This is a genomic window from Sphingomonas sp. DG1-23, assembly GCF_030730875.1.
Classification (GTDB): Bacteria; Pseudomonadota; Alphaproteobacteria; order Sphingomonadales; family Sphingomonadaceae; genus Sphingomonas.
The window spans coordinates 22,592-39,602 of sequence record NZ_JAVAMA010000011.1; the positions used below are offsets into that span (position 1 = coordinate 22,592).

At 65.9% G+C, this 17,011-nt stretch carries 16 protein-coding genes and 1 tRNA gene; 4 read left to right on the forward strand and 13 right to left on the reverse strand.

Features of this window, described 5'->3' with window-relative positions; all coding sequences use genetic code 11:
• Positions 1 to 8: 8 nt before the first annotated feature.
• The 12 genes from Q9Q95_RS16750 to Q9Q95_RS16805 all read right to left on the reverse strand — a co-directional run bounded on the left by Q9Q95_RS16750 (position 9) and on the right by Q9Q95_RS16805 (position 10,840).
• The gene (locus Q9Q95_RS16750) at positions 9 to 812 is read right to left on the reverse strand and encodes a WecB/TagA/CpsF family glycosyltransferase (protein ID WP_306098294.1); all 804 of its coding nucleotides are present in this window, start codon (positions 810 to 812) and stop codon (positions 9 to 11) included.
• Positions 813 to 823: 11 nt separating this feature from the next.
• The gene (locus Q9Q95_RS16755) at positions 824 to 1,573 is read right to left on the reverse strand and encodes a capsular biosynthesis protein (RefSeq protein ID WP_306098295.1); all 750 of its coding nucleotides are present in this window, start codon (positions 1,571 to 1,573) and stop codon (positions 824 to 826) included.
• Positions 1,570 to 2,931, reverse strand: coding sequence for a GNVR domain-containing protein (locus Q9Q95_RS16760; protein WP_306098296.1), 1,362 nt, complete (start codon positions 2,929 to 2,931; stop codon positions 1,570 to 1,572). The genes Q9Q95_RS16755 and Q9Q95_RS16760 overlap by 4 nt, the downstream gene beginning before the upstream one ends.
• A complete protein-coding gene (locus tag Q9Q95_RS16765; RefSeq protein ID WP_306098297.1) occupies positions 2,928 to 4,265 on the reverse strand; it encodes an ATP-binding protein in 1,338 nt (445 codons plus the stop codon). Before Q9Q95_RS16765 ends, Q9Q95_RS16760 begins: the two co-directional genes overlap by 4 nt.
• A 26-nt stretch (positions 4,266 to 4,291) precedes the next feature.
• Positions 4,292 to 5,143 carry a polysaccharide biosynthesis/export family protein gene (locus Q9Q95_RS16770; protein WP_306098298.1) on the reverse strand — a complete coding sequence of 284 codons (852 nt, stop codon included), beginning with the start codon at positions 5,141 to 5,143 and terminating at the stop codon, positions 4,292 to 4,294.
• 3 nt (positions 5,144 to 5,146) lie between these two features.
• Positions 5,147 to 6,355 (reverse strand): hypothetical protein, encoded by a 1,209-nt coding sequence (locus Q9Q95_RS16775; RefSeq protein WP_306098299.1) that lies wholly within the window; start codon positions 6,353 to 6,355, stop codon positions 5,147 to 5,149.
• A gap of 220 nt (positions 6,356 to 6,575) precedes the next feature.
• Positions 6,576 to 6,758, reverse strand: a complete 183-nt coding sequence (locus Q9Q95_RS16780) for a hypothetical protein (protein WP_306098300.1) — start codon at positions 6,756 to 6,758, stop codon at positions 6,576 to 6,578.
• Positions 6,759 to 6,872: 114 nt separating this feature from the next.
• On the reverse strand, positions 6,873 to 8,264 hold the full coding sequence (locus tag Q9Q95_RS16785; RefSeq protein WP_306098301.1) for an exopolysaccharide biosynthesis polyprenyl glycosylphosphotransferase: 1,392 nt from the start codon (positions 8,262 to 8,264) through the stop codon (positions 6,873 to 6,875).
• A 270-nt stretch (positions 8,265 to 8,534) separates the two neighbouring features.
• A complete protein-coding gene (locus Q9Q95_RS16790) occupies positions 8,535 to 8,762 on the reverse strand; it encodes a hypothetical protein (RefSeq protein WP_306098302.1) in 228 nt (75 codons plus the stop codon).
• 145 nt (positions 8,763 to 8,907) lie between these two features.
• A tRNA-Leu gene (locus Q9Q95_RS16795) sits at positions 8,908 to 8,994 on the reverse strand.
• A gap of 48 nt (positions 8,995 to 9,042) precedes the next feature.
• Positions 9,043 to 10,395, reverse strand: coding sequence for an MFS transporter (locus Q9Q95_RS16800; RefSeq protein ID WP_306098303.1), 1,353 nt, complete (start codon positions 10,393 to 10,395; stop codon positions 9,043 to 9,045).
• Position 10,396: 1 nt separating this feature from the next.
• Positions 10,397 to 10,840 (reverse strand): MarR family winged helix-turn-helix transcriptional regulator, encoded by a 444-nt coding sequence (locus tag Q9Q95_RS16805; RefSeq protein ID WP_306098304.1) that lies wholly within the window; start codon positions 10,838 to 10,840, stop codon positions 10,397 to 10,399.
• Positions 10,841 to 11,004: 164 nt separating this feature from the next.
• Here Q9Q95_RS16805 and Q9Q95_RS16810 point away from each other — a divergent pair, with 164 nt between their 5' ends.
• On the forward strand, positions 11,005 to 13,929 hold the full coding sequence (locus tag Q9Q95_RS16810) for a TonB-dependent receptor (protein ID WP_306098305.1): 2,925 nt from the start codon (positions 11,005 to 11,007) through the stop codon (positions 13,927 to 13,929).
• 72 nt (positions 13,930 to 14,001) lie between these two features.
• Here Q9Q95_RS16810 and Q9Q95_RS16815 read toward each other — a convergent pair whose 3' ends face one another.
• A complete protein-coding gene (locus Q9Q95_RS16815) occupies positions 14,002 to 14,589 on the reverse strand; it encodes a TetR/AcrR family transcriptional regulator (protein WP_306098306.1) in 588 nt (195 codons plus the stop codon).
• Positions 14,590 to 14,707: 118 nt separating this feature from the next.
• Here Q9Q95_RS16815 and Q9Q95_RS16820 point away from each other — a divergent pair, with 118 nt between their 5' ends.
• The 3 genes from Q9Q95_RS16820 to Q9Q95_RS16830 all read left to right on the forward strand — a co-directional run bounded on the left by Q9Q95_RS16820 (position 14,708) and on the right by Q9Q95_RS16830 (position 17,007).
• The gene (locus Q9Q95_RS16820; protein ID WP_306098307.1) at positions 14,708 to 15,889 is read left to right on the forward strand and encodes an MFS transporter; all 1,182 of its coding nucleotides are present in this window, start codon (positions 14,708 to 14,710) and stop codon (positions 15,887 to 15,889) included.
• Between the two features lie 96 nt (positions 15,890 to 15,985).
• A complete protein-coding gene (locus tag Q9Q95_RS16825; protein ID WP_306098308.1) occupies positions 15,986 to 16,372 on the forward strand; it encodes a DUF4280 domain-containing protein in 387 nt (128 codons plus the stop codon).
• Positions 16,373 to 16,554: 182 nt separating this feature from the next.
• Positions 16,555 to 17,007 (forward strand): hypothetical protein, encoded by a 453-nt coding sequence (locus Q9Q95_RS16830; protein ID WP_306098309.1) that lies wholly within the window; start codon positions 16,555 to 16,557, stop codon positions 17,005 to 17,007.
• Positions 17,008 to 17,011 lie beyond the last annotated feature (4 nt).

A 17,011-nucleotide genomic window follows, 5' to 3' on the forward strand; every position in this document is an offset into this window, starting at 1 on the left:
CAGGCGCCTCAGCCATTCCGGTGCTTCCAGATCAGGTAAAGCGCGTGCGGATTGGTGGTGAGATAGCGCCACGCCAGATGGCGCGGATTGGTCGCCATGCGGTGGAGCCATTCGAGGCCGGCGTCCTGCATCCATTGCGGCGCGCGCGGATAATCGCCGGTGATATAGTTGAACAGCCCGCCGCAGGTGACGATCCACCCCGCCTTGATCCGATCGCGGTTGCGCACGCAGAACGCCTGCTCGCGCGGCTTGCCGGTGCCTACCCAGAGGACGTCGGGCGCGGCGGCGTTGATCGCGTCGATCACCGCATCCTCTTCCTCCGCTTTCCAGAAGCCGTTGCGGCGCCCCGCCAGCTCCAGACCCGGCGTGTCCGCGCGGATCTTGTCGGCGCAATCCTTGTTCACCTGCTCGGTGCCGCCGAGCAGGTAATAGCGCACCTTGCCCGCCGCGGCGCCGGGAAGGCTGTCGATGAACATGTCGGTGGTGCTCGAACGATCGGCGATCGCCGGGCCGCCGAGCCAATGCGACGCCTTGACGATCACCTGACCGTCGGCATGGATCAGATCGGCCCGCGCCAGATCCCGCGCGAACGCCTTGTCGGTGGCGTTGAGCGACAGGCCGTGACCGTTGCAGTCGAACACCAAGAGAGGCGGCTCGCCCGCGGCAAGCCGCAGCGGCGCGTCGCGCAGCATCCGTTCGATCAGCGCGCGCAGCGACAAGGTCGACACCGGGACGCCGCCGACATGGGCAGTCTCCCGCTTTCCCTCGCTCGTGCCCCCGTCCAAAGGCAGCTGAATCGTGGTTCCGTGCATCCCCATGCTCCTCAGCTGACTACCGAGCCGGCGATCGGAATGTGATGCCGGTCGAGATCGTCGATCACCCGGCGGACTTCGGAGACCGGAGTCACGCCGCGGCGAGTGACCAGCACCACTGCGTCGAACTTCTCGAGGATGTTGCCGAAAGCGGTGCCGCCGCGCGGACGCTCGGCGAGATAGGCCAGCAGATTGGCCTCGGGCAGGTTCCAGCCCTTCGCCGCCTCGGCCAGCGAGCCCTTCTCGACCAACGTCGCGGCGCCGCCGGCAGCTTGCCCCGCAGGCATCAGCCACAGCCGCTCGATTGCGGTCTGGAGCACCGGCAGGCGCAACGCCATGCCGCCCAATTGCTCGGCGAGGCCGATGCGGTTGGGCAGCCGCAGCAACCGGTCGAGCGACGGCCGGTCGACATCGGCGTCGACGAGAATCGTCGGCCCATCCATCTGCGCCATCACCGCGCCGAGATTGGCGGCGAGGATCGAAGCCTCGTCACCACCCTGCAGCGACAGCAAGGCAAGCCGCAGCCTGCCGTCCGCTCCCCGCGCCTCGCGCGCGGCGGCGAGCAACTTGGCGCGAATCTTCCGCACCTTGGCGACATAGGGGTGATCGGCATCGAACGCCGCGGTGACCAGTGGATCGACGCGTTCGTCCCCGGCATCGAGCAGCCCGAGCCCGGTCGATACTTGCGGCTCGGCATCGCTCGCGGGATGGAAGTTCGCGTCGAGCAGCGGGTTTGCACCCGCAGTGGAACGGAGCCTCATGCGGCCTCCTGACGTGGCATGAACAGGCCGCCAACCGGCCGTGATTTGGGGGAAAGATCGGCGATCACCTCGACTTCGGTCGCCGATGCGAGGCCATTCACCGTCCGCACCCGCGGGCGCAGGATCTCGCCCAGCACCACGATCGCGACGCCGGCGAGCAGCCCCAGCGCGATCCCCGCGGCGAACCACAAGGGCAGGCTCGGCCGCGCCGGGAACAGCGGCACCGTCGCCTCGTCGAGCAGGCTCGCATTGGGCTGCGAGATCTGGCTCTTGAGCGCAGCTTCGTTGAAGCGCTGGCGGACGGTGTCATAGGTCTGGCGCGCCGCCTCGACGTCGCGCTGCATGACCATCAGCTGGTCCTGCACGCCCGACATCCGGATCATGCGATCCTCCTGCGCCGCCATCTCGCCGCGCAGCTCGGCCTCGCGGCGGCTGGCCGCGCTGCTGTTGGCGGTCATCGACGATGCCTGGCCGGCACGCGCCTCGCGAAGGCTGCCCTGAAGCTCGGCGAGCTGCGCTCGTGCGGCGATCATCTGCGGATGGTTCGGCCCCAGCGACTTGCCGAGTTCGGCCACCTTGCCCGCCTGCGTCGCGATCGCTTCCTGGATGTTCTGGACGACGAGGGCGGTCGCCACTTCGGGCACGGCCCCCGATCCCGATTTCGAATGCGCCGCAGCGGCATCGGCCTGCGCCTGGGTGAGATAGGCCGAGAGATTCTTGAGCTTCTCGGCTTCGAGATCCATGCGGTTCATGCCGATGATGTCGTGCGCACGCTGGAAATCGGAGAGTTTCTTCTGCGCGACTTCGTAGCGGCGGCGAACATCGGCGGTGCGTGCCTCGAACCATTGCGCCGAGCCCTGCGCCGCCGATGCGCGCAGGCTGACCTGCTCGCGCATGTAGATCTGCGCGGCGAGGTTGGCGACGCGTGCCGCAACTGCCGGATCGGGATCGAGGAACTGGATCTGCAGCACGTTGCTCTGCCGCCCGGTCGCGACGTTGAGCCCCGCGCGGACCCGCGCTGCCGCCTGTTGCAACCGTGCCTCGGGCGGGAGGTCGGCCGGCGTCGCATCGACGAAGCCTGCGCGTTGCGCGACGAGGTTGATCACCTTGGCGCTCTTGATCAGGTCGAGCTGGGTCGCGATGATCGAATCGGTCTCGACCCGTGCCTGTTGCTGCTGGCTGCTGTCGGTGGGGTCGGTCTGCGAGAGATCGAGGAGCAGCGACGAGCTCGCCAGATATTGGCGCGGCTGGATCAGCGCGAGGCCCGCGACGATCGCGAACAACAGGCCTGTGATCGCCGCGACCAGCAGCCACCGCGCCTTGAGCGCCTCGATCAGATCGGCTGGCTTGATCGTCATAGCCCAACTCCCTGAAGAAGCTCACGGGCATCGAGCGTGTCGCGCGCCTCCTGCACCGCCACGCGCGAACGCCCCGCAGCACCGTTGGCCATCAGCACGAGGAACTGCGGCGACAGCGAATCCACGAACTGGAGTTCGCCCGGCATGCCATCCTCGCTCAGTGCCGGCGCGATCAGTCCGATCGTGCGATCGACGGCGGCGGGTCCGCCCAATTCATCGCCGAACAAATCCGCGCCCGCGGCGGTCAACCGCTCGAAGGTGAGCACCGGGGCATGCGCGGCGAGCACGCCGGCCAGCGCGATCATCCCGCGCAGCGAGCCCGCCTGGCCCAGCGCGCGCTCGAACACCGTGCAGATTTCGGGAGTCAGATCGCTCCATTCGGCGAGCGCTTCGGCGAGGCCCTTTTGCGCATCGGCGAGCGTGACGCGATCGCGCCCGGCCGCTTCGGCGAGCAGCGCGGCGTGCATCCCGAACACGCGGGCATGATAGGGCGAGCCGATCGCAGCCGAGACGATCGTCTGGACCGCCTCTTCCTCGAAGGCGAGCCCGGCCTGCTGCGCGCAAAGCCGCAGCAAACCGGCAAGCTCGTCGCGTGCGATCGGCGCGACCGGTTGCGCGAACAGGTGCCGCCGCAACGACGGATGCGCCGCGAGCAGCCCGTCGACATTGCCGGCGATGCCGACCAGCACGATCTGGACCGCGGAATGCATGTCGGTGAGCAGCTTGAGCAAAGACGCGACCTCGTGCCGGGTGCGCTCGGTGGTGACCCGATCGAACTCGTCGACGATCAGCAAGGTCCGCTGGGTGACGCCCTGGACGAACAGATTGGCGAGTTGCTGAACGCCTATCGGACGATCTGCCGGGACCGCGTCGACAAGCCCGCGCTGGAGCGGCAGTTCGTCGAGGAACGGGCGGAACAGCCCGTCGACATCGGCACCTTCGCTCGCCGAGCCATAGAGCGCGACGCAGCCCGCTTCGTCGGCGAGATCGCCGAACACCCGCGCCAGCGAGGTCTTGCCCGACCCGCGCGCGCCATAGATCAGCGCGTGCTTGCGCTGCTTGACCACCGCGTCGATCAGCCGGGCGAGCTCTTTCTTGCGCCCGGCGAGGCCGTGGCGATCACTCACCGGCACTGCGGTGTTGAACGCCGCGAACACCGCGTTGCGGCGGAACGCGATCGCCGGCTGCCCGGCCGATGCGCGGCCGGACGAGATCGGCACCACCGCCTCTTCCTCGGCCGCCATATAATCGAGCCGCTCGGGAATCCGTCTGCCGCCGGCGTCTCCACCAAGCAGCCCCCGCAGCCAATGCTGCAATCGCTCGCTCCAGCTCATGCCGTATCTCCGATTATACGCTTCACTCAAAACAGCTTCTCGCGAATGACCAGCACGTCCTCGGGCTGGACCTGGTCGTCGAGATTTACGCCTTCGACCTCTTTGCCGCCGCGGCGCACCTTGATCCGCCTGGTCGAGCCCGCGAGGGTGGGGCCGCCGGCGAGCGCGAGCGCCTGGCGGAAGGTCTGACCGGGGACGAAGTTGAACGCGCCGGGGCCCTGCACCTGGCCGTAGACATAGATTTTCTCGGCGGGCGGGATGAACAATATGTCGCCTGGAGCAAGCGGCCGGCTCGCGCCCGAATTCATCTCGGCGAGCGAAATTCGCACCGGTCCACTGCCGTCGGCGGGTGTCAGGATCACCGCATTGGCGCCGGTCGCGGTCGCCCCGCCCGCCTTGGCCAGCATCGCCGCGACGCTGTACGGCCGGTCGAGCGGGTAATTGCCCGCCTGGGGCACGTTGCCGAGCACGGTGACGAAGCGGCTGACGAACTGCGACACCTCGACGTTGACCGAGGGCCGCTCGAGATAGCCGCCCTTTGCATAGCCTGCGGCGATCGTGTCGGCGAGTTCGGCGCTGGTCTTGCCGCGCACGTCGACCGCGCCGAGCATCGCCAGCCGGATCGTCCCGTCGGCCTTCACCCGGGTGGTCACCGAAAGATCGGGCTGACCATAGATGAAGACCTTGACCTCGTCGTCGGGGCCGAGGCGATAGCCCGCGGGAGCAGCGGCGGAGGCCGTCGCGGCAGCGGGCGCTGGCGCGACGGCCGCCGCGGGCGCACCGGCACCGCTGGTCTGCGCCATCACCGGCAGTGCGGGGATCGACACAGCGAGCGCCGCGGACAAAAGGCGGACGTGACTCAGGGAAATGTTCCTCATCGGTTAGAACCTCATGGTTGCGCCAAGCGCCACGCGGGTCGCTCGATAATTGGAGACGTCGCTATTGGTGGCGCGATCGAGACGGGAAAGCGACAGATCGAGCGCGAAGCGGTCGGTCAGTTTGCGCGTGGCGATCAAACCAAACTGGTTGGTACGATCGCGGGTATAGTTGAACGGCCGGATCGCGGCATCCTGGCGGAATTCGCGCCGGACCAATTCCCCGAACACACCGATCGTGGTGAGTTCGCTGAGCGCCATTTCGGCGGAGAGGCGATGCGCCGTGCGCAGCGCGAAGCCGGTCGCGATCAAACTGTCGTTGACGATCGTCCGCTCGGTCGAGCCGGTGATCTTTACCCGCGGAATCGCGAGAGTCGACACGCGTACTGTCCAGCCGGGCCCGTCATAATCGCCGATCGCCGCCGAATTGCTCGTCACGTGCATCCAGCGAAAATCAGCGTCGATCGACGTGATCGGCGAGACCGAGCGCGAGAAGGACAGGCCGTACGCGTCGCTGCGATTCTCCACCGCCAGCGCGGGGCGATCGCTGGTGACGCGCTCGTAATAGGCCGTCAGCTTGCCGAGGCTGGGCCGGGCATAGCCGAGGCCGGCGCGATAGAGATTGCTGGTCTGATCGGCATATTCGAAGCCGTCGCCGTTGCGGGTGGTGTCGCGCCGCCACGCGGCGACGGGATAAAGCCCGGCCGGCCGCTCGCAATCTGCCGAGACGCCCAAGGTCGAGAATTTCTGGAGGTTCTCGCTCGCGCTGTTGATGTCGCCATAATCGGCGCGCTGCTGGCGATAGCTGGCGAGCGGGCGCACCGCGCACTGCCCGGCGATCAGGAACTTGCCCGATCCCTCAAGCTCGAAGCGCGGCTTGCTTCGGCCGGTTTCAGAGAGGAAGCGATCATAACCGATCAACGCGCGCAGACTGACCGCGCGTACGCCGATGTCGCGATCGTAGCGCGCCTCGATCGCCGGGGTGACGATCACGTCGGCGACGGGATTCCCGGTTCGCGAATCGACGCGATAGACATTGTCGTCATAGACGGCAGTGAGCGACGGTTCGATCCGCAGCCCCTGTTCGGCTTGTTGCGTCGGTCTTGCGATTCGCCTTTCCTGGGCATGCGCCGGCGCACTGCACAGCACGCCGAGCAACACCGCGCCACCGACGAGGAACGGAGCTCGCCGCGACGTTGCAACACGTCGTCGCACAGCTCCGCCATCGTTCGCAGATGCGAGAAAATTTAGACTAGATACGCTTTCGCCAGAGCAAAGCACGCGCTCGTGACCTCATTGCAGTGCAGCAATTTGGTCATGCTAGAGCGTTCGGTCGCTGCTGCCCACCGGGGCAAATGCGGTTGGTCGCGCCAACGGCACGGTCCATTCGTTTCCGGGCGGTTAACCGTCCCGTCGAAGCTTCAGGCGCGCCGGATCAACCCAGCAGCCACAGGCCGATCGCGCCGAGCGCGACGACGAAGCTGGCGATTCCCGCCCAGCGCGAGCCGGCCTCGATCATGCGATCCGCAATCGGCTCGCGGAAGTCCGCGGGCATCAGCCACATCGGTTCCGCCTGTCCCTGTTTGGCAGAGCCCGCATCAGCGTCGCTCGCCGCCATCAGATTTTCCGCCACCGCCCGAGACCCTCATTGCCCGGGAAGGCTATGCCCGAAAATCGTTTACAGAAGCTTGGCCGCGATCGTTAACGCCGCGCCGCGGGCTCCTCTCCAAATTCAATAGGCGTTCTTGTGGACCAGCACCTGCGCGGTCCGCGCAAGGATGCCGATGTCGCGCCACAGGCTCCAGCCCTGCAAATATTCCAGATCGGCCTCGAGCCGATTGACGATGTCGCGGCGATGCTCGGTCGCGCCGCGAAAACCGCGGACCTGGGCGAGCCCGGTGATGCCGGGCTTGAGCGCGTGGCGGTGCCAATATTGGCGATCGACCCGCCAGAACAATTCGTCGCCGGCGAGCGAGCCGAGCGCGTGCGGGCGCGGCCCGACCAGGCTCATCTCGCCGAGCAGCACGTTGATCAACTGGGGAAGCTCGTCGATGCTGGTACGGCGGATCAGCCGGCCGACCCGGGTGATCCGGTCGTCGTCGCGGCTCGCCGAACGTTCGCCGGCCGAATCGCTGGTCTCGACTCGCATGCTGCGAAACTTGAGGATCGGGAAGATCCGGTTGCCACGCCCCATCCGCTCCTGGCGGAAGAAAATCGGGCCGGGCGTTTCTAGCCGGATCGCGATCGCCACGACGACCATTACCGGCAGCAGCGCGATCAGTACCGGCACGGTGAGCGCGATGTCGAGCGCGCGCTTCTTGGCGCGGTCGGCGAGGTTGAGCGGCCCGCGCGACACCACCACAGTGGTGACGCCGCTGAGCTGATGCACCGCGAGCGGGCCGAGCTCGCCGATCTCGGGGACGATGATCTCGCCCTGGATATTGGCGCCCTTCAGGACTTGCGCCCATTCGCTCTTCCGCTCGGGCACGCAGCTGATCACGACGCGGTCATAATGCCGCAGCAGCGTGCCGAGGCGATTGAGCATGTACGGATCGTCGAGATCCGAGCGCAGGGCGGCCACGCCGGCATCGACGATGTCGCTGCCGAGGCACGCATCCGGTACATTTCCTCCGTCGACGATCACCAATTCGGTGTGCAGGCGATTGCCGTAGGCGCGCCGGACGAGATGGCAGAGCAACAGTCGTTGGCTGATGATCAGGACCACCGACGAGACGATGCCCGCCGACAGCGCGAGGCGCGGAAGCCGCCCGGTGACCTTGAGCGAGAACACCACCAGCAAGAAGATGAGCAGAGTCGCGCCGATCGACAGCAATGCCTGACGGCAGCTCGTCTGGGCGCTGGTCAGGCATTTGGTGGCATAGGCCTGGTTCTGGAAGGCGATGCCGGCATGGACGAGGATCACCCCGAGCAACGAGGTCCAGACGTCGCCGGAAATGGCTCCGGGCTGCTCGACCCGCACCCCGATCCCGAACCCGACCAGCAACGCCAGCGCATCGGCGCCGATCAGGGTCAGGCAGAGCCAGACCTTGGCACTGCGCCGGGCCGCCGAAGCGAACGGAGTCCGGCTCGGATACCCGTGAATCGCCAGGTCAATTTTTGACATGCGACACCCCGATACTCCCTGAACGCAAACACACCCGTTACGGGCCAGCGATCCTTGCCCACACATCGACAAGTACCTTGCTGCAATGCAGCAGGACATATGTGTCGCGGGAAGGCAAGGCGAGCGCCAGCCCTGTCGCCCGCTTTTGGGATGACCCGTGCCTGGAGAGGGATTCGCCGAGACATAAGCGGACGCATGGCCACGCCCGGGTGTTTCAGATCGGGATCGGCAGGCCCTGCCCGGTTCTCACGGGAAATCCCGCCCGATCAGCTACTTGACCAGCAGCCAGACGATTCCGCCGAGCGCTAGGAAGAAAACGGCCGGGCCGGCGAGTCGCGAAACCAGCTCGACACCGCGTTCGGCGCGCTCGGCCGGGAACATCGGAAACCGCCGGGCGTCCTGCCCCGGATCGGCGGATTCGGCATGCCGGCGATCGGAAGGTTGCGCCGATATCTGCGCTCCCGGCGACGTCCATGGCCCGCCCGATCCTTCCGACATCACATCCTCTCCCGGTGGTCCGGACGTTCGTCCGGCCTCCCGCGCTTCGGACTGTACTGCATCGGCCCACGTCTTTCGAGCGTAATCCGCAGCGATACGAACAGAGATGTAAATTAGTGTATCGGGCCGGCGACGGCCTCGATCCTGGTACGGGTGGTCGGACTCGAACCGACAAGTTGTTGCCAACGGCGGATTTTGAGTCCGCTGCGTCTACCAATTCCGCCACACCCGCATACGAAGACCCGCGATTCAGCTGCGGCCATCGATGTTTCGCCGGTGCCTATAGGGCCGGGAAAAGCAGATTGCCAGATGCCGAAATGCAGTTGGCCGATCGCCCGGCGCGATTCCGTCGGCGCGATGCCGGCGCCGCTTGCGGCGTGCGGATCCGCGCGCCCAGAATCGCTACCGCCGCCGCCAGTCCGAATGCGCCTGCGATCAGGAAGGCCGGGGTGTAGGTCCCCGCGAAAGTCCGGATCGCACCCGCGCCGAACGCCGCGGTTGCCGCGCCGAGCTGGTGCCCCACCATGATCCAGCCGAACACGATCGGGGCATCGCGCTCCCCGAAACTCACATTGGCGAGCTTGACCGTGGGCGGCACGGTGGCGATCCAGTCGAGCCCGTAGAAGATCGCGAACAGGAGCAGGCTCGACGCACTGAAATCGAGGAACGGCAGCGTCAGCAGCGAAAGGCCGCGCAGCCCGTAATAGACGAACAACAGCTTGCGGGGGTCGTAGCGGTCGGTCAGCCAGCCGGACGCGGTGGTGCCGATCAGGTCGAACAGCCCCATCAGCGAGAGCAGGCCCGCCGCCTGCACCGGAGCAATGCCGTGATCGCCGCAAAAGGCGATCAGATGGGTGCCGACCAGTCCATTGGTGGTCAGCCCGCAGACGAAGAATGTACCGAACAGCAGCCAGAACATCGGCGAACGGCTGGCGCGGAACAGTGCCGTGAACGCAAGCGCGGGAGTCGCGGCCTGTTTGAGCGGCGGCGGTGGCGCCGCGGCTTCGGTCTCGCCGAAGCGGCGCACCCCGAGGTCCTGCGGCCGTTCGGGCACGAAGAAGAGCACGAGCGGGATGACACAGGCGCTCGCGATCGCCACGGCGAGCGCGACCGGACGCCATGCGCCGCCTTCGGCGAGCCATGCGAGCAACGGCAGAAAGACGAGTGCGCCGGTCGCGGTGCTCGCGGTCAGCATGCCCATCACCAGCCCTTGGCGCGTCGCGAACCAGCGATTGACCACCGCGGCGCCGAGAACCGAGGCGACCGCGCCGCTGCCCACCCCCGAGAACACCCCCCAGCTCAGCACATATTGCCAAGGATGGGACATCCACAGGCTGGCGAAGGTCGAGACCGACATCAGCACGAGCCCGGCGATCATCGTCCGCTTGATCCCGATGGTCAGCATCAGCGCTGCCGCAAAGGGGCCGACAAGGCCGTACAGGAGGATGCCGATCGCCGCCGCGGCCGAAATCGTCGCGCGGTCCCAGCCGAAATGCAGCTCGAGCGGCAGCATCATCACGCCGGGCGCCGAGCGCAGCCCCGCCGAGACGAGCAAGGCAATGAAGGTGATCGCAGCGACGATGCTGGCATAGCCCCGCGCGCGCAGCGGCATGCGGGCAAGGATCGCCGTCATCTCAGTGGCTCTCCTGCCGGGCAAGGCTGGTGATGGTGCGCAGCGCCGATTCGAGCGTCGCCCATTGCGCATCGCCCATTGCGCCCGTGATGCGGGTCTGGACCCGCCGCCAATCGTCTTCGGCATCGTGCATCGCCTCGCACCCGGCCGCGGTCAGCGAGGCGAGCCGCGACTTGCCCGGCCCCGGCGCGATCGAGATCCAATCCCTCGCTTCGAGCGGCGCCAGGGCACGATACAGCGAGGTCCGATCCATCTCGAGCTGCTCGGCCAGCCGGCTCAATGCGAGCGGCTCGCCGCGCCCGACATGACGCAGGATGGCGAATTGCGCGGTGCTCATCGCATGGCCGGCGAGCGCCTCGTCATAGACGCGAGAGACGGCGCGCGCCGCCTTGCGCAGCGCGGTGCAGACACAAGGCCCCTGGATCGAATCGTGATGCATATACATGATGTATATGCATCAACTTGGTTCGGTCAACCTGCGAAACGAAATCCGCCCGGCCTCTGCGAAATCACATTGATCAGACATTTCAAATCGTCATATACTGGAACGGTATAACAAAGAATGAGAACAGCAACCCGAGCGGTTGCGATGACGAGGGAGAAGGTTGGATGACTGGATCGAGGATTTCGCGCGTGGTTCTGGTCTGCGGCGCGTCTCCATTTGCGCTGCTGCTCGCAACGTATTCGGCACGCGCACAGAGCGCGCCATCCGATCCCGCCCCGACCCAAATCCCTGCGGCGGAACAGGAAAGCCAGGAGAACGAGATCGTCGTTACCGGCTTCCGCGCGAGCCTCGGCAGCGCGCTCAACGCCAAGCGTGCGGAAAGCTCGGCCATCGATGTGATCAAGGCGGAAGACATTGCCGACTTCCCCGACAACAACCTCGCCGAATCGCTCCAGCGCGTTCCGGGCGTGTCGATCAATCGCGTCGGCGGCGAAGGCCGGGCGATCACGGTGCGCGGCCTTTCGGGAAGCTTCACCCGGGTACGCATCAACGGGATGGAGGCGCAGGCGATCTCGGGCGCGACCACGTCCGACCGCGGCACCAACACCGGGCGCGGCTTCGATTTCAACGTCTTCGCTTCCGAACTGTTCAACAATCTGGTGGTCCGCAAAACCGCCGATGCCGAGACGATCGAGGGCTCGTTGGGCGCGACGGTGGATCTGAACGTCGCCCGGCCGTTCGATTACAAGGACTTCACCTTGGCGGTGGGGGCGCAGGCCGGGTACAATACGCTCGCCAAGAACGTGGATCCGAAATTCAGCGCGCTCGTGTCGAATACCTGGGAGACCGGGATCGGCCGGATCGGCGTGCTCGCCTCCGCAGCCTATAGCCGTCGCAATTATTATGAGGATCAGTTCGGCTCCGGCGGCTGGAATCCCGCAACCCAGGACGGCGGCTTCTGCTCGCCGGTCGGCGTTACGCCGGTATCGCCCGCGCTCAACCCGGCGCAGGGCACGACGGCGACCGACTGCGCGAGCGGCGTGCCACGTCCCGGCGCGGGCGACACCAATTATGCGCTGGTCAATCGCTCCACCGTCTTCCTTCCGCGGCTGCCGCGTTATGGGCGCTTCCATCACGATCAGAAGCGCCTCGGGGTGACCGGATCGGTGCAATGGGAGCCGGCGCCGGGCGTCGAGATCGGCGGCGACCTGCTCTATTCGGATTACAAGGTATTCCGCGAGGAAAATTGGCTCGAGGGCTTTTCGTTCGCCCGCGCGATCGCCTCACCCAATTTCGGCAAGCCGCAGACCGCGATCCGCGAAGCGATTCTCCGCGAGGCGGGGATCAGCAACACCCAGGGCGTGAATTTCGGTCAGACCGTCTACGACATCGATTATGGCGTGTTCGACGGCGTCGATGTCCGTTCGGACACCCAATATGACCGCTTCCGCAGCCGCTTCACCCAATATTCGCTCTACGGAAAGTTCGACGTCACCGACCGGCTGCGCCTGAACCTGCTCGCGGGCAAGGCAAGCACGAATTACGACCAGACCGAGCAGACCACGTTCCTGTTCGGCCGCAACAATACCCGCCAGACCGTGGATTTCCGCGAGGATCGCAACCAGCCCACGATCGGCTTCGGCTTCGACGTCACCGATCCGAACCAATATACGCTGGCACCCGGCAGCGCCGAGATCCGCGCTGCCCCTTCGTTCATCGACAACGTCAACAAGATGGTCGAGGGCAATTTCGCGTGGAAGGCGACCGAAGGGTTCACGCTGAAGGGCGGCGTGCATTTCGACCGGTTCGATTTCAGCATCCTGCCCTATCAGCGCGCCAATAATTTCCTCGTGCCGACGCTGAGCGCCGCCGAACTCGCGAGCATGACGCATCTGGTCAAAGGCTTCGGCGAAGGGATGCGCGAAGGCGTGTTCCCCAGCTCGTGGGTCGCGATCAATTATCAGGATTTCGCCAGGCAATATGGTCTGGACGATTATAGCGGCACCTTCGCGCTCATCCAGAATCTGGGCGGCACGCGCAAGGTACGCGAGGACGTGGTCTCCGCCTTCGGTCAGGTGGATTTCGACCTGTCGGAGGCAGGCGCGCCGATCCGCGGCAATGTCGGCATGCGCTATGCCCGCACTTCGCTCGACTCGACCGGCTATTCCACCTCGCTCGCCCAGTTCCTGACGGTGCACAATGCCTATGAGGATTGGCTGCCCTCGCTCAATCTGGTCGCAGACCTGACACCGAAGCTGCTGGTGCGCGGCGCGGTGGCGAAAGTGATCACCCGGCCCGAGCTCGGTTTCCTCAGCCCCGGCGCCAATGTCGTGATCAGCGGCACGCCGAGCGTGAACAGCGGCAATCCGCTGCTCGAGCCGATCCGCGCCACCACCTATGACGCGGCGATCGAATGGTATTTCGCGCCCAACTCGCTGCTGTCGGCGGCTTATTTCCGGAAGGACATCCAGTCCTACATCCAGAACCAGGCGCTGCAGATGACCTTCGCCCAGACCGGGCTGCCGCTGAGCCTTCTCGCCAATAGCGGCCTCGACCCCAACGTCTCGATCTTCACGGTGAACCAGGCGCGGAACACCCCGGGCGGGCCGCTCGAGGGCTTCGAGATCAACTACCAGCATTCGCTCAGCTTCCTGCCCGGCTTCCTCAGGAACATGGGCGTGCTGGCCAATTACACGCATGTGAAATCGACGATCACCTATTTCCTCGCGGCGAACGCGAGCAACACCACCGATCGCGACCTGCTCGGCCTCTCGCGCGATGCGTTCAACGGGACGCTCTACTACGAGGACAGCAAGCTGAGCGCGCGCATATCGGGGTCGTATCGCGGGCCGTACATCATCGCGCTGCCGGCGAACAATCCGCTCCAGGATCTGGAAGGCGTCGACAAATCGCTGATCTTCGACCTGTCGGTATCGTACCAGCTCACCGATCAGATCAAGTTGAGCTTCGAGGGGCTCAACCTGTTCGACCGGCCCTATCGCCAATATATCGATTCCGACCGTGACAGCACCTTCGTCTATAGTCACACCGGCGCACAATTCTATCTCGGCGCGCAATTCCGGTTCTAGCGCGATCCGCGGCCGGCAGCGCGGTGGCCCAACGCCATCGCGCTACCGGCCGGAGCGATCTTGTGAAAGGGGTCAGCGGCGCAGCCGCTCCAGCAACGCCCGGAACGCGGCGATCGCGCGCTGCGAGGTCGCCTGCGGATCATCGGCGTTGGCGATCCACTGGGCGGCATTGGCGGACGCGCCGGATATCAGCCGCGCGGCCGCCTCGGCGTCGACCGGCGCGATGACGCCGTCAGCCTGCAATTGCACGAGGCTGGCGCGGATCGCAGCGACGCAGCCCGCGGCGCTCGACCAGCGCGACGGATCGCCGAGCACTGCGGGTCCGTCGCGCAGGATGATACGCTGGATCTCGGGATCGAGCGCCATTTCGAGATAGGCGACATTTTCGTCGATGAATGCCTGCCACGGCGTTTCCGCGCGCCACGCCACTTCGGCCAGCCGCTCCGCCATCTCGGCATCGATCTGATGCATCACCGCTTCGAACAGGCCCGATTTGCCGCCGAAGTGATGATAAAGCGCACCGCGCGTCAGACCCGCCTCGGCGGTGAAATCATCCATCGAAGCGTCGGCATAGCCCTTGTCAGCAAAGGCCCGCCGTCCCGCGGCGATCAGACGGCCGCGGGTTTCCTCGATCATTTCGGCGCGAGTCTTTCGCCCCATGGCTTTCGCTCCCGCTCCCCAGGGATATGCATTGACATACGTTGCGTATGTCTTCACATGATTCACATACGACACGTATGTACGTGATATCGGCGTCGCCGCCAACAGGGATGCGAAAATGGGCAATCCGTACGAGGCTATTTTCCGGGTGCGGGGAACCAGGGGGTTTGCCGCGGCCGCCTTCGTAGCCCGGCTGCCGGTCGCGATGGCGCCGATCGGCATCGTCACGATGCTGTCCGAATCGCGCGGCGGATATTGGCTGGCGGGTGCGGTCGCCGCGACCTTCACGCTCGCCAACGCGCTCGCCGCACCGCACATCTCCCGGCTCGTCGATCGGTTCGGGCAGTTTCGCCTCCTCGTTCCGACGACCACGGTGTCGGTTCTCGGCTTTGCACTGCTGCTGAGCGCGACGCATCGCGGATGGCCGGCCTGGGCGCTGTTCGGGGCGGCCTTGCTCGCCGCGGCGATGCCCAGCATCTCGGCGATGGTCCGCGCGCGCTGGACCGCATTGTTCGGGGATCGCGACGAGCTCAATACGGCGTTCGCGTTCGAATCCGCGGCGGACGAATTGGTCTATATCGCCGGAGCCTCGCTGTCGGTCGGGCTCAGCGTGGCCTTGTTCCCCGAAGCGGGCGTGCTCGCCTCGACCATCATCCTCGCGGTGGGAACCATCGCTTTCGTCGCGCAGCGCGGCACCGAGCCGCCGCTGCGGACAGAGGAAGGCGAAGCGCAACGTTCGGCGATCCTGCTACGTCCGGTCCAGCTGATCACCCTCGCCATGGTGTTCGTCGGCGCCATCTTCGCGACCGCGGAGGTGACCACCGTCGCCCTGACCCGCGAGCTCGGCCGCCCCGGCGCGGCGAGCCTGATCATCGGCGTCTATGCGGTCGGCTCCTTCATCGTCGGGGTGATCCTCGGCGGATTGCACCTCAAGGCGCCGCTGCATCGACAGTTGCTCGCCGCGGTCGGCGCGCTGCTGGTGACGACAATTCCCTTACTCCTCGCCGATTCGGTGCCGCTGCTCGCGGCCACGGTCCTGCTCAGCGGCATGGCGGTCTCGCCGACCTTCATCACTGCCTTTGGCCTCGTCGCACGCCGGGTAGCGCCCGCGGCGCTGACCGAGGGGATGACCTGGGTCGGAACGGGGATCGGCATCGGCATGGCGCTGGGGGCGTTCGTATCCGGCGGCGTGGTCGACAATTTCGGCGCGCGCAGCGGATTCTGGGTGTCGGTCGCCGCCGCGACCATCGCGCTCTCGATCGTCGTGCTGGGCCAGCGGAGGCTGGCCGGCCCGCGCTGATCGCTTCGGCGACCATCCTCTCCATTGACCGGCCGCACGCGCGCGCGTCATCATGCGATTGCGTCGGCCCGGCCGCGCAGAGGGAGGCGTTCCGCGATGCCGCTTCAGATGACTACCGGCGCGATGATGGCGTGCAGCTTCGGCGCCGCGCCGAGCACGCTCAACGTACTTCCGGCCAATCGGGTAATGGCGGGGAATGTGCCCGCAGCGACGATCATGGACCATGCTCCGATGGTCAACATCCCGCCGTTCGGCATGTGCAGCAGCCCGGCCAACCCGACGGTCATCGCCGCCACCGCCGCGGCTCTGGGAGTGCTGACACCGATGCCCTGCGTGCCCGCGACGCCGGCGCCCTGGGCCCCGGGCGTGCCGACGACGATGATCGGCAACATGCCCGCGCTCAACGACACCTGTAAATTGATGTGCGTGTGGGGCGGCGTGATCCAGTTCACCGCACCGGGACAAACCACAGTACAGGTCTGATTTCCCGCCGAATCTTTTCCGACGGATCATTGTCGATTCCATTTCGGCCATGGATGTTATGCGTTGGCGCGCCCCTATTTTGCAGTTAAGCTGTCTCAAAAGGGGATTGTCGGGCTTTGCGGGGGCACATGAGTAAAGTGCAGCGATCGGCATGCACCGCCGTGGCGGGCAAGCGAGCGATCGTGGGCACCACGCTGTTCTTGGCGCTCGCGACTCTCTCCGGTTGCAAGACTCCGTCGTTCCTTTGCTTCAAATCATCGGGGCTGGGCCAGATCGTCCTGCTCAATTCGGACCCGAGCAACAATGGCGGCCGACCGATCGCGGTCGACCTGGTTTTCGTCACCGACAAGAAGGTGCTGCAGGCGATCGCGAAGTTGAAGGCAAGCGAGTATTTCGCGCTACGTGAACAGTTTCGTCGTGATTTCACCAAGGGTTACGAGATTCAGTCGTGGGAGCTCACGCCGGGGCAATTCGACGGGCCCAAATCCACCTCCGCGCCGTGCAACCTCGTGGGGACCCTGGTCTTCGCCGACTATTCCAGCGAGGGCGACCACCGCATTTCGATCGGCAAGGTTAGATCGGGAACGGTCGTGCTGGGCGCCGAAGACCTCAAATGGGTTCCCGAGAAGAGATAGAGTG

Coding starts and splice junctions, on each gene's coding strand:
- Q9Q95_RS16805 (WP_306098304.1), bottom strand. CDS start 10,840: ATGTATATGCATCACGATTCGATCCAGGGGCCTTGTGTCTGCACCGCG.
- Q9Q95_RS16825 (WP_306098308.1), top strand. CDS start 15,986: ATGCCGCTTCAGATGACTACCGGCGCGATGATGGCGTGCAGCTTCGGC.
- Q9Q95_RS16800 (WP_306098303.1), bottom strand. CDS start 10,395: ATGACGGCGATCCTTGCCCGCATGCCGCTGCGCGCGCGGGGCTATGCC.
- Q9Q95_RS16815 (WP_306098306.1), bottom strand. CDS start 14,589: ATGGGGCGAAAGACTCGCGCCGAAATGATCGAGGAAACCCGCGGCCGT.
- Q9Q95_RS16780 (WP_306098300.1), bottom strand. CDS start 6,758: ATGGCGGCGAGCGACGCTGATGCGGGCTCTGCCAAACAGGGACAGGCG.
- Q9Q95_RS16750 (WP_306098294.1), bottom strand. CDS start 812: ATGCACGGAACCACGATTCAGCTGCCTTTGGACGGGGGCACGAGCGAG.
- Q9Q95_RS16755 (WP_306098295.1), bottom strand. CDS start 1,573: ATGAGGCTCCGTTCCACTGCGGGTGCAAACCCGCTGCTCGACGCGAAC.
- Q9Q95_RS16785 (WP_306098301.1), bottom strand. CDS start 8,264: ATGTCAAAAATTGACCTGGCGATTCACGGGTATCCGAGCCGGACTCCG.
- Q9Q95_RS16760 (WP_306098296.1), bottom strand. CDS start 2,931: ATGACGATCAAGCCAGCCGATCTGATCGAGGCGCTCAAGGCGCGGTGG.
- Q9Q95_RS16820 (WP_306098307.1), top strand. CDS start 14,708: ATGGGCAATCCGTACGAGGCTATTTTCCGGGTGCGGGGAACCAGGGGG.
- Q9Q95_RS16790 (WP_306098302.1), bottom strand. CDS start 8,762: ATGTCGGAAGGATCGGGCGGGCCATGGACGTCGCCGGGAGCGCAGATA.
- Q9Q95_RS16765 (WP_306098297.1), bottom strand. CDS start 4,265: ATGAGCTGGAGCGAGCGATTGCAGCATTGGCTGCGGGGGCTGCTTGGT.
- Q9Q95_RS16770 (WP_306098298.1), bottom strand. CDS start 5,143: ATGAGGAACATTTCCCTGAGTCACGTCCGCCTTTTGTCCGCGGCGCTC.
- Q9Q95_RS16810 (WP_306098305.1), top strand. CDS start 11,005: ATGACTGGATCGAGGATTTCGCGCGTGGTTCTGGTCTGCGGCGCGTCT.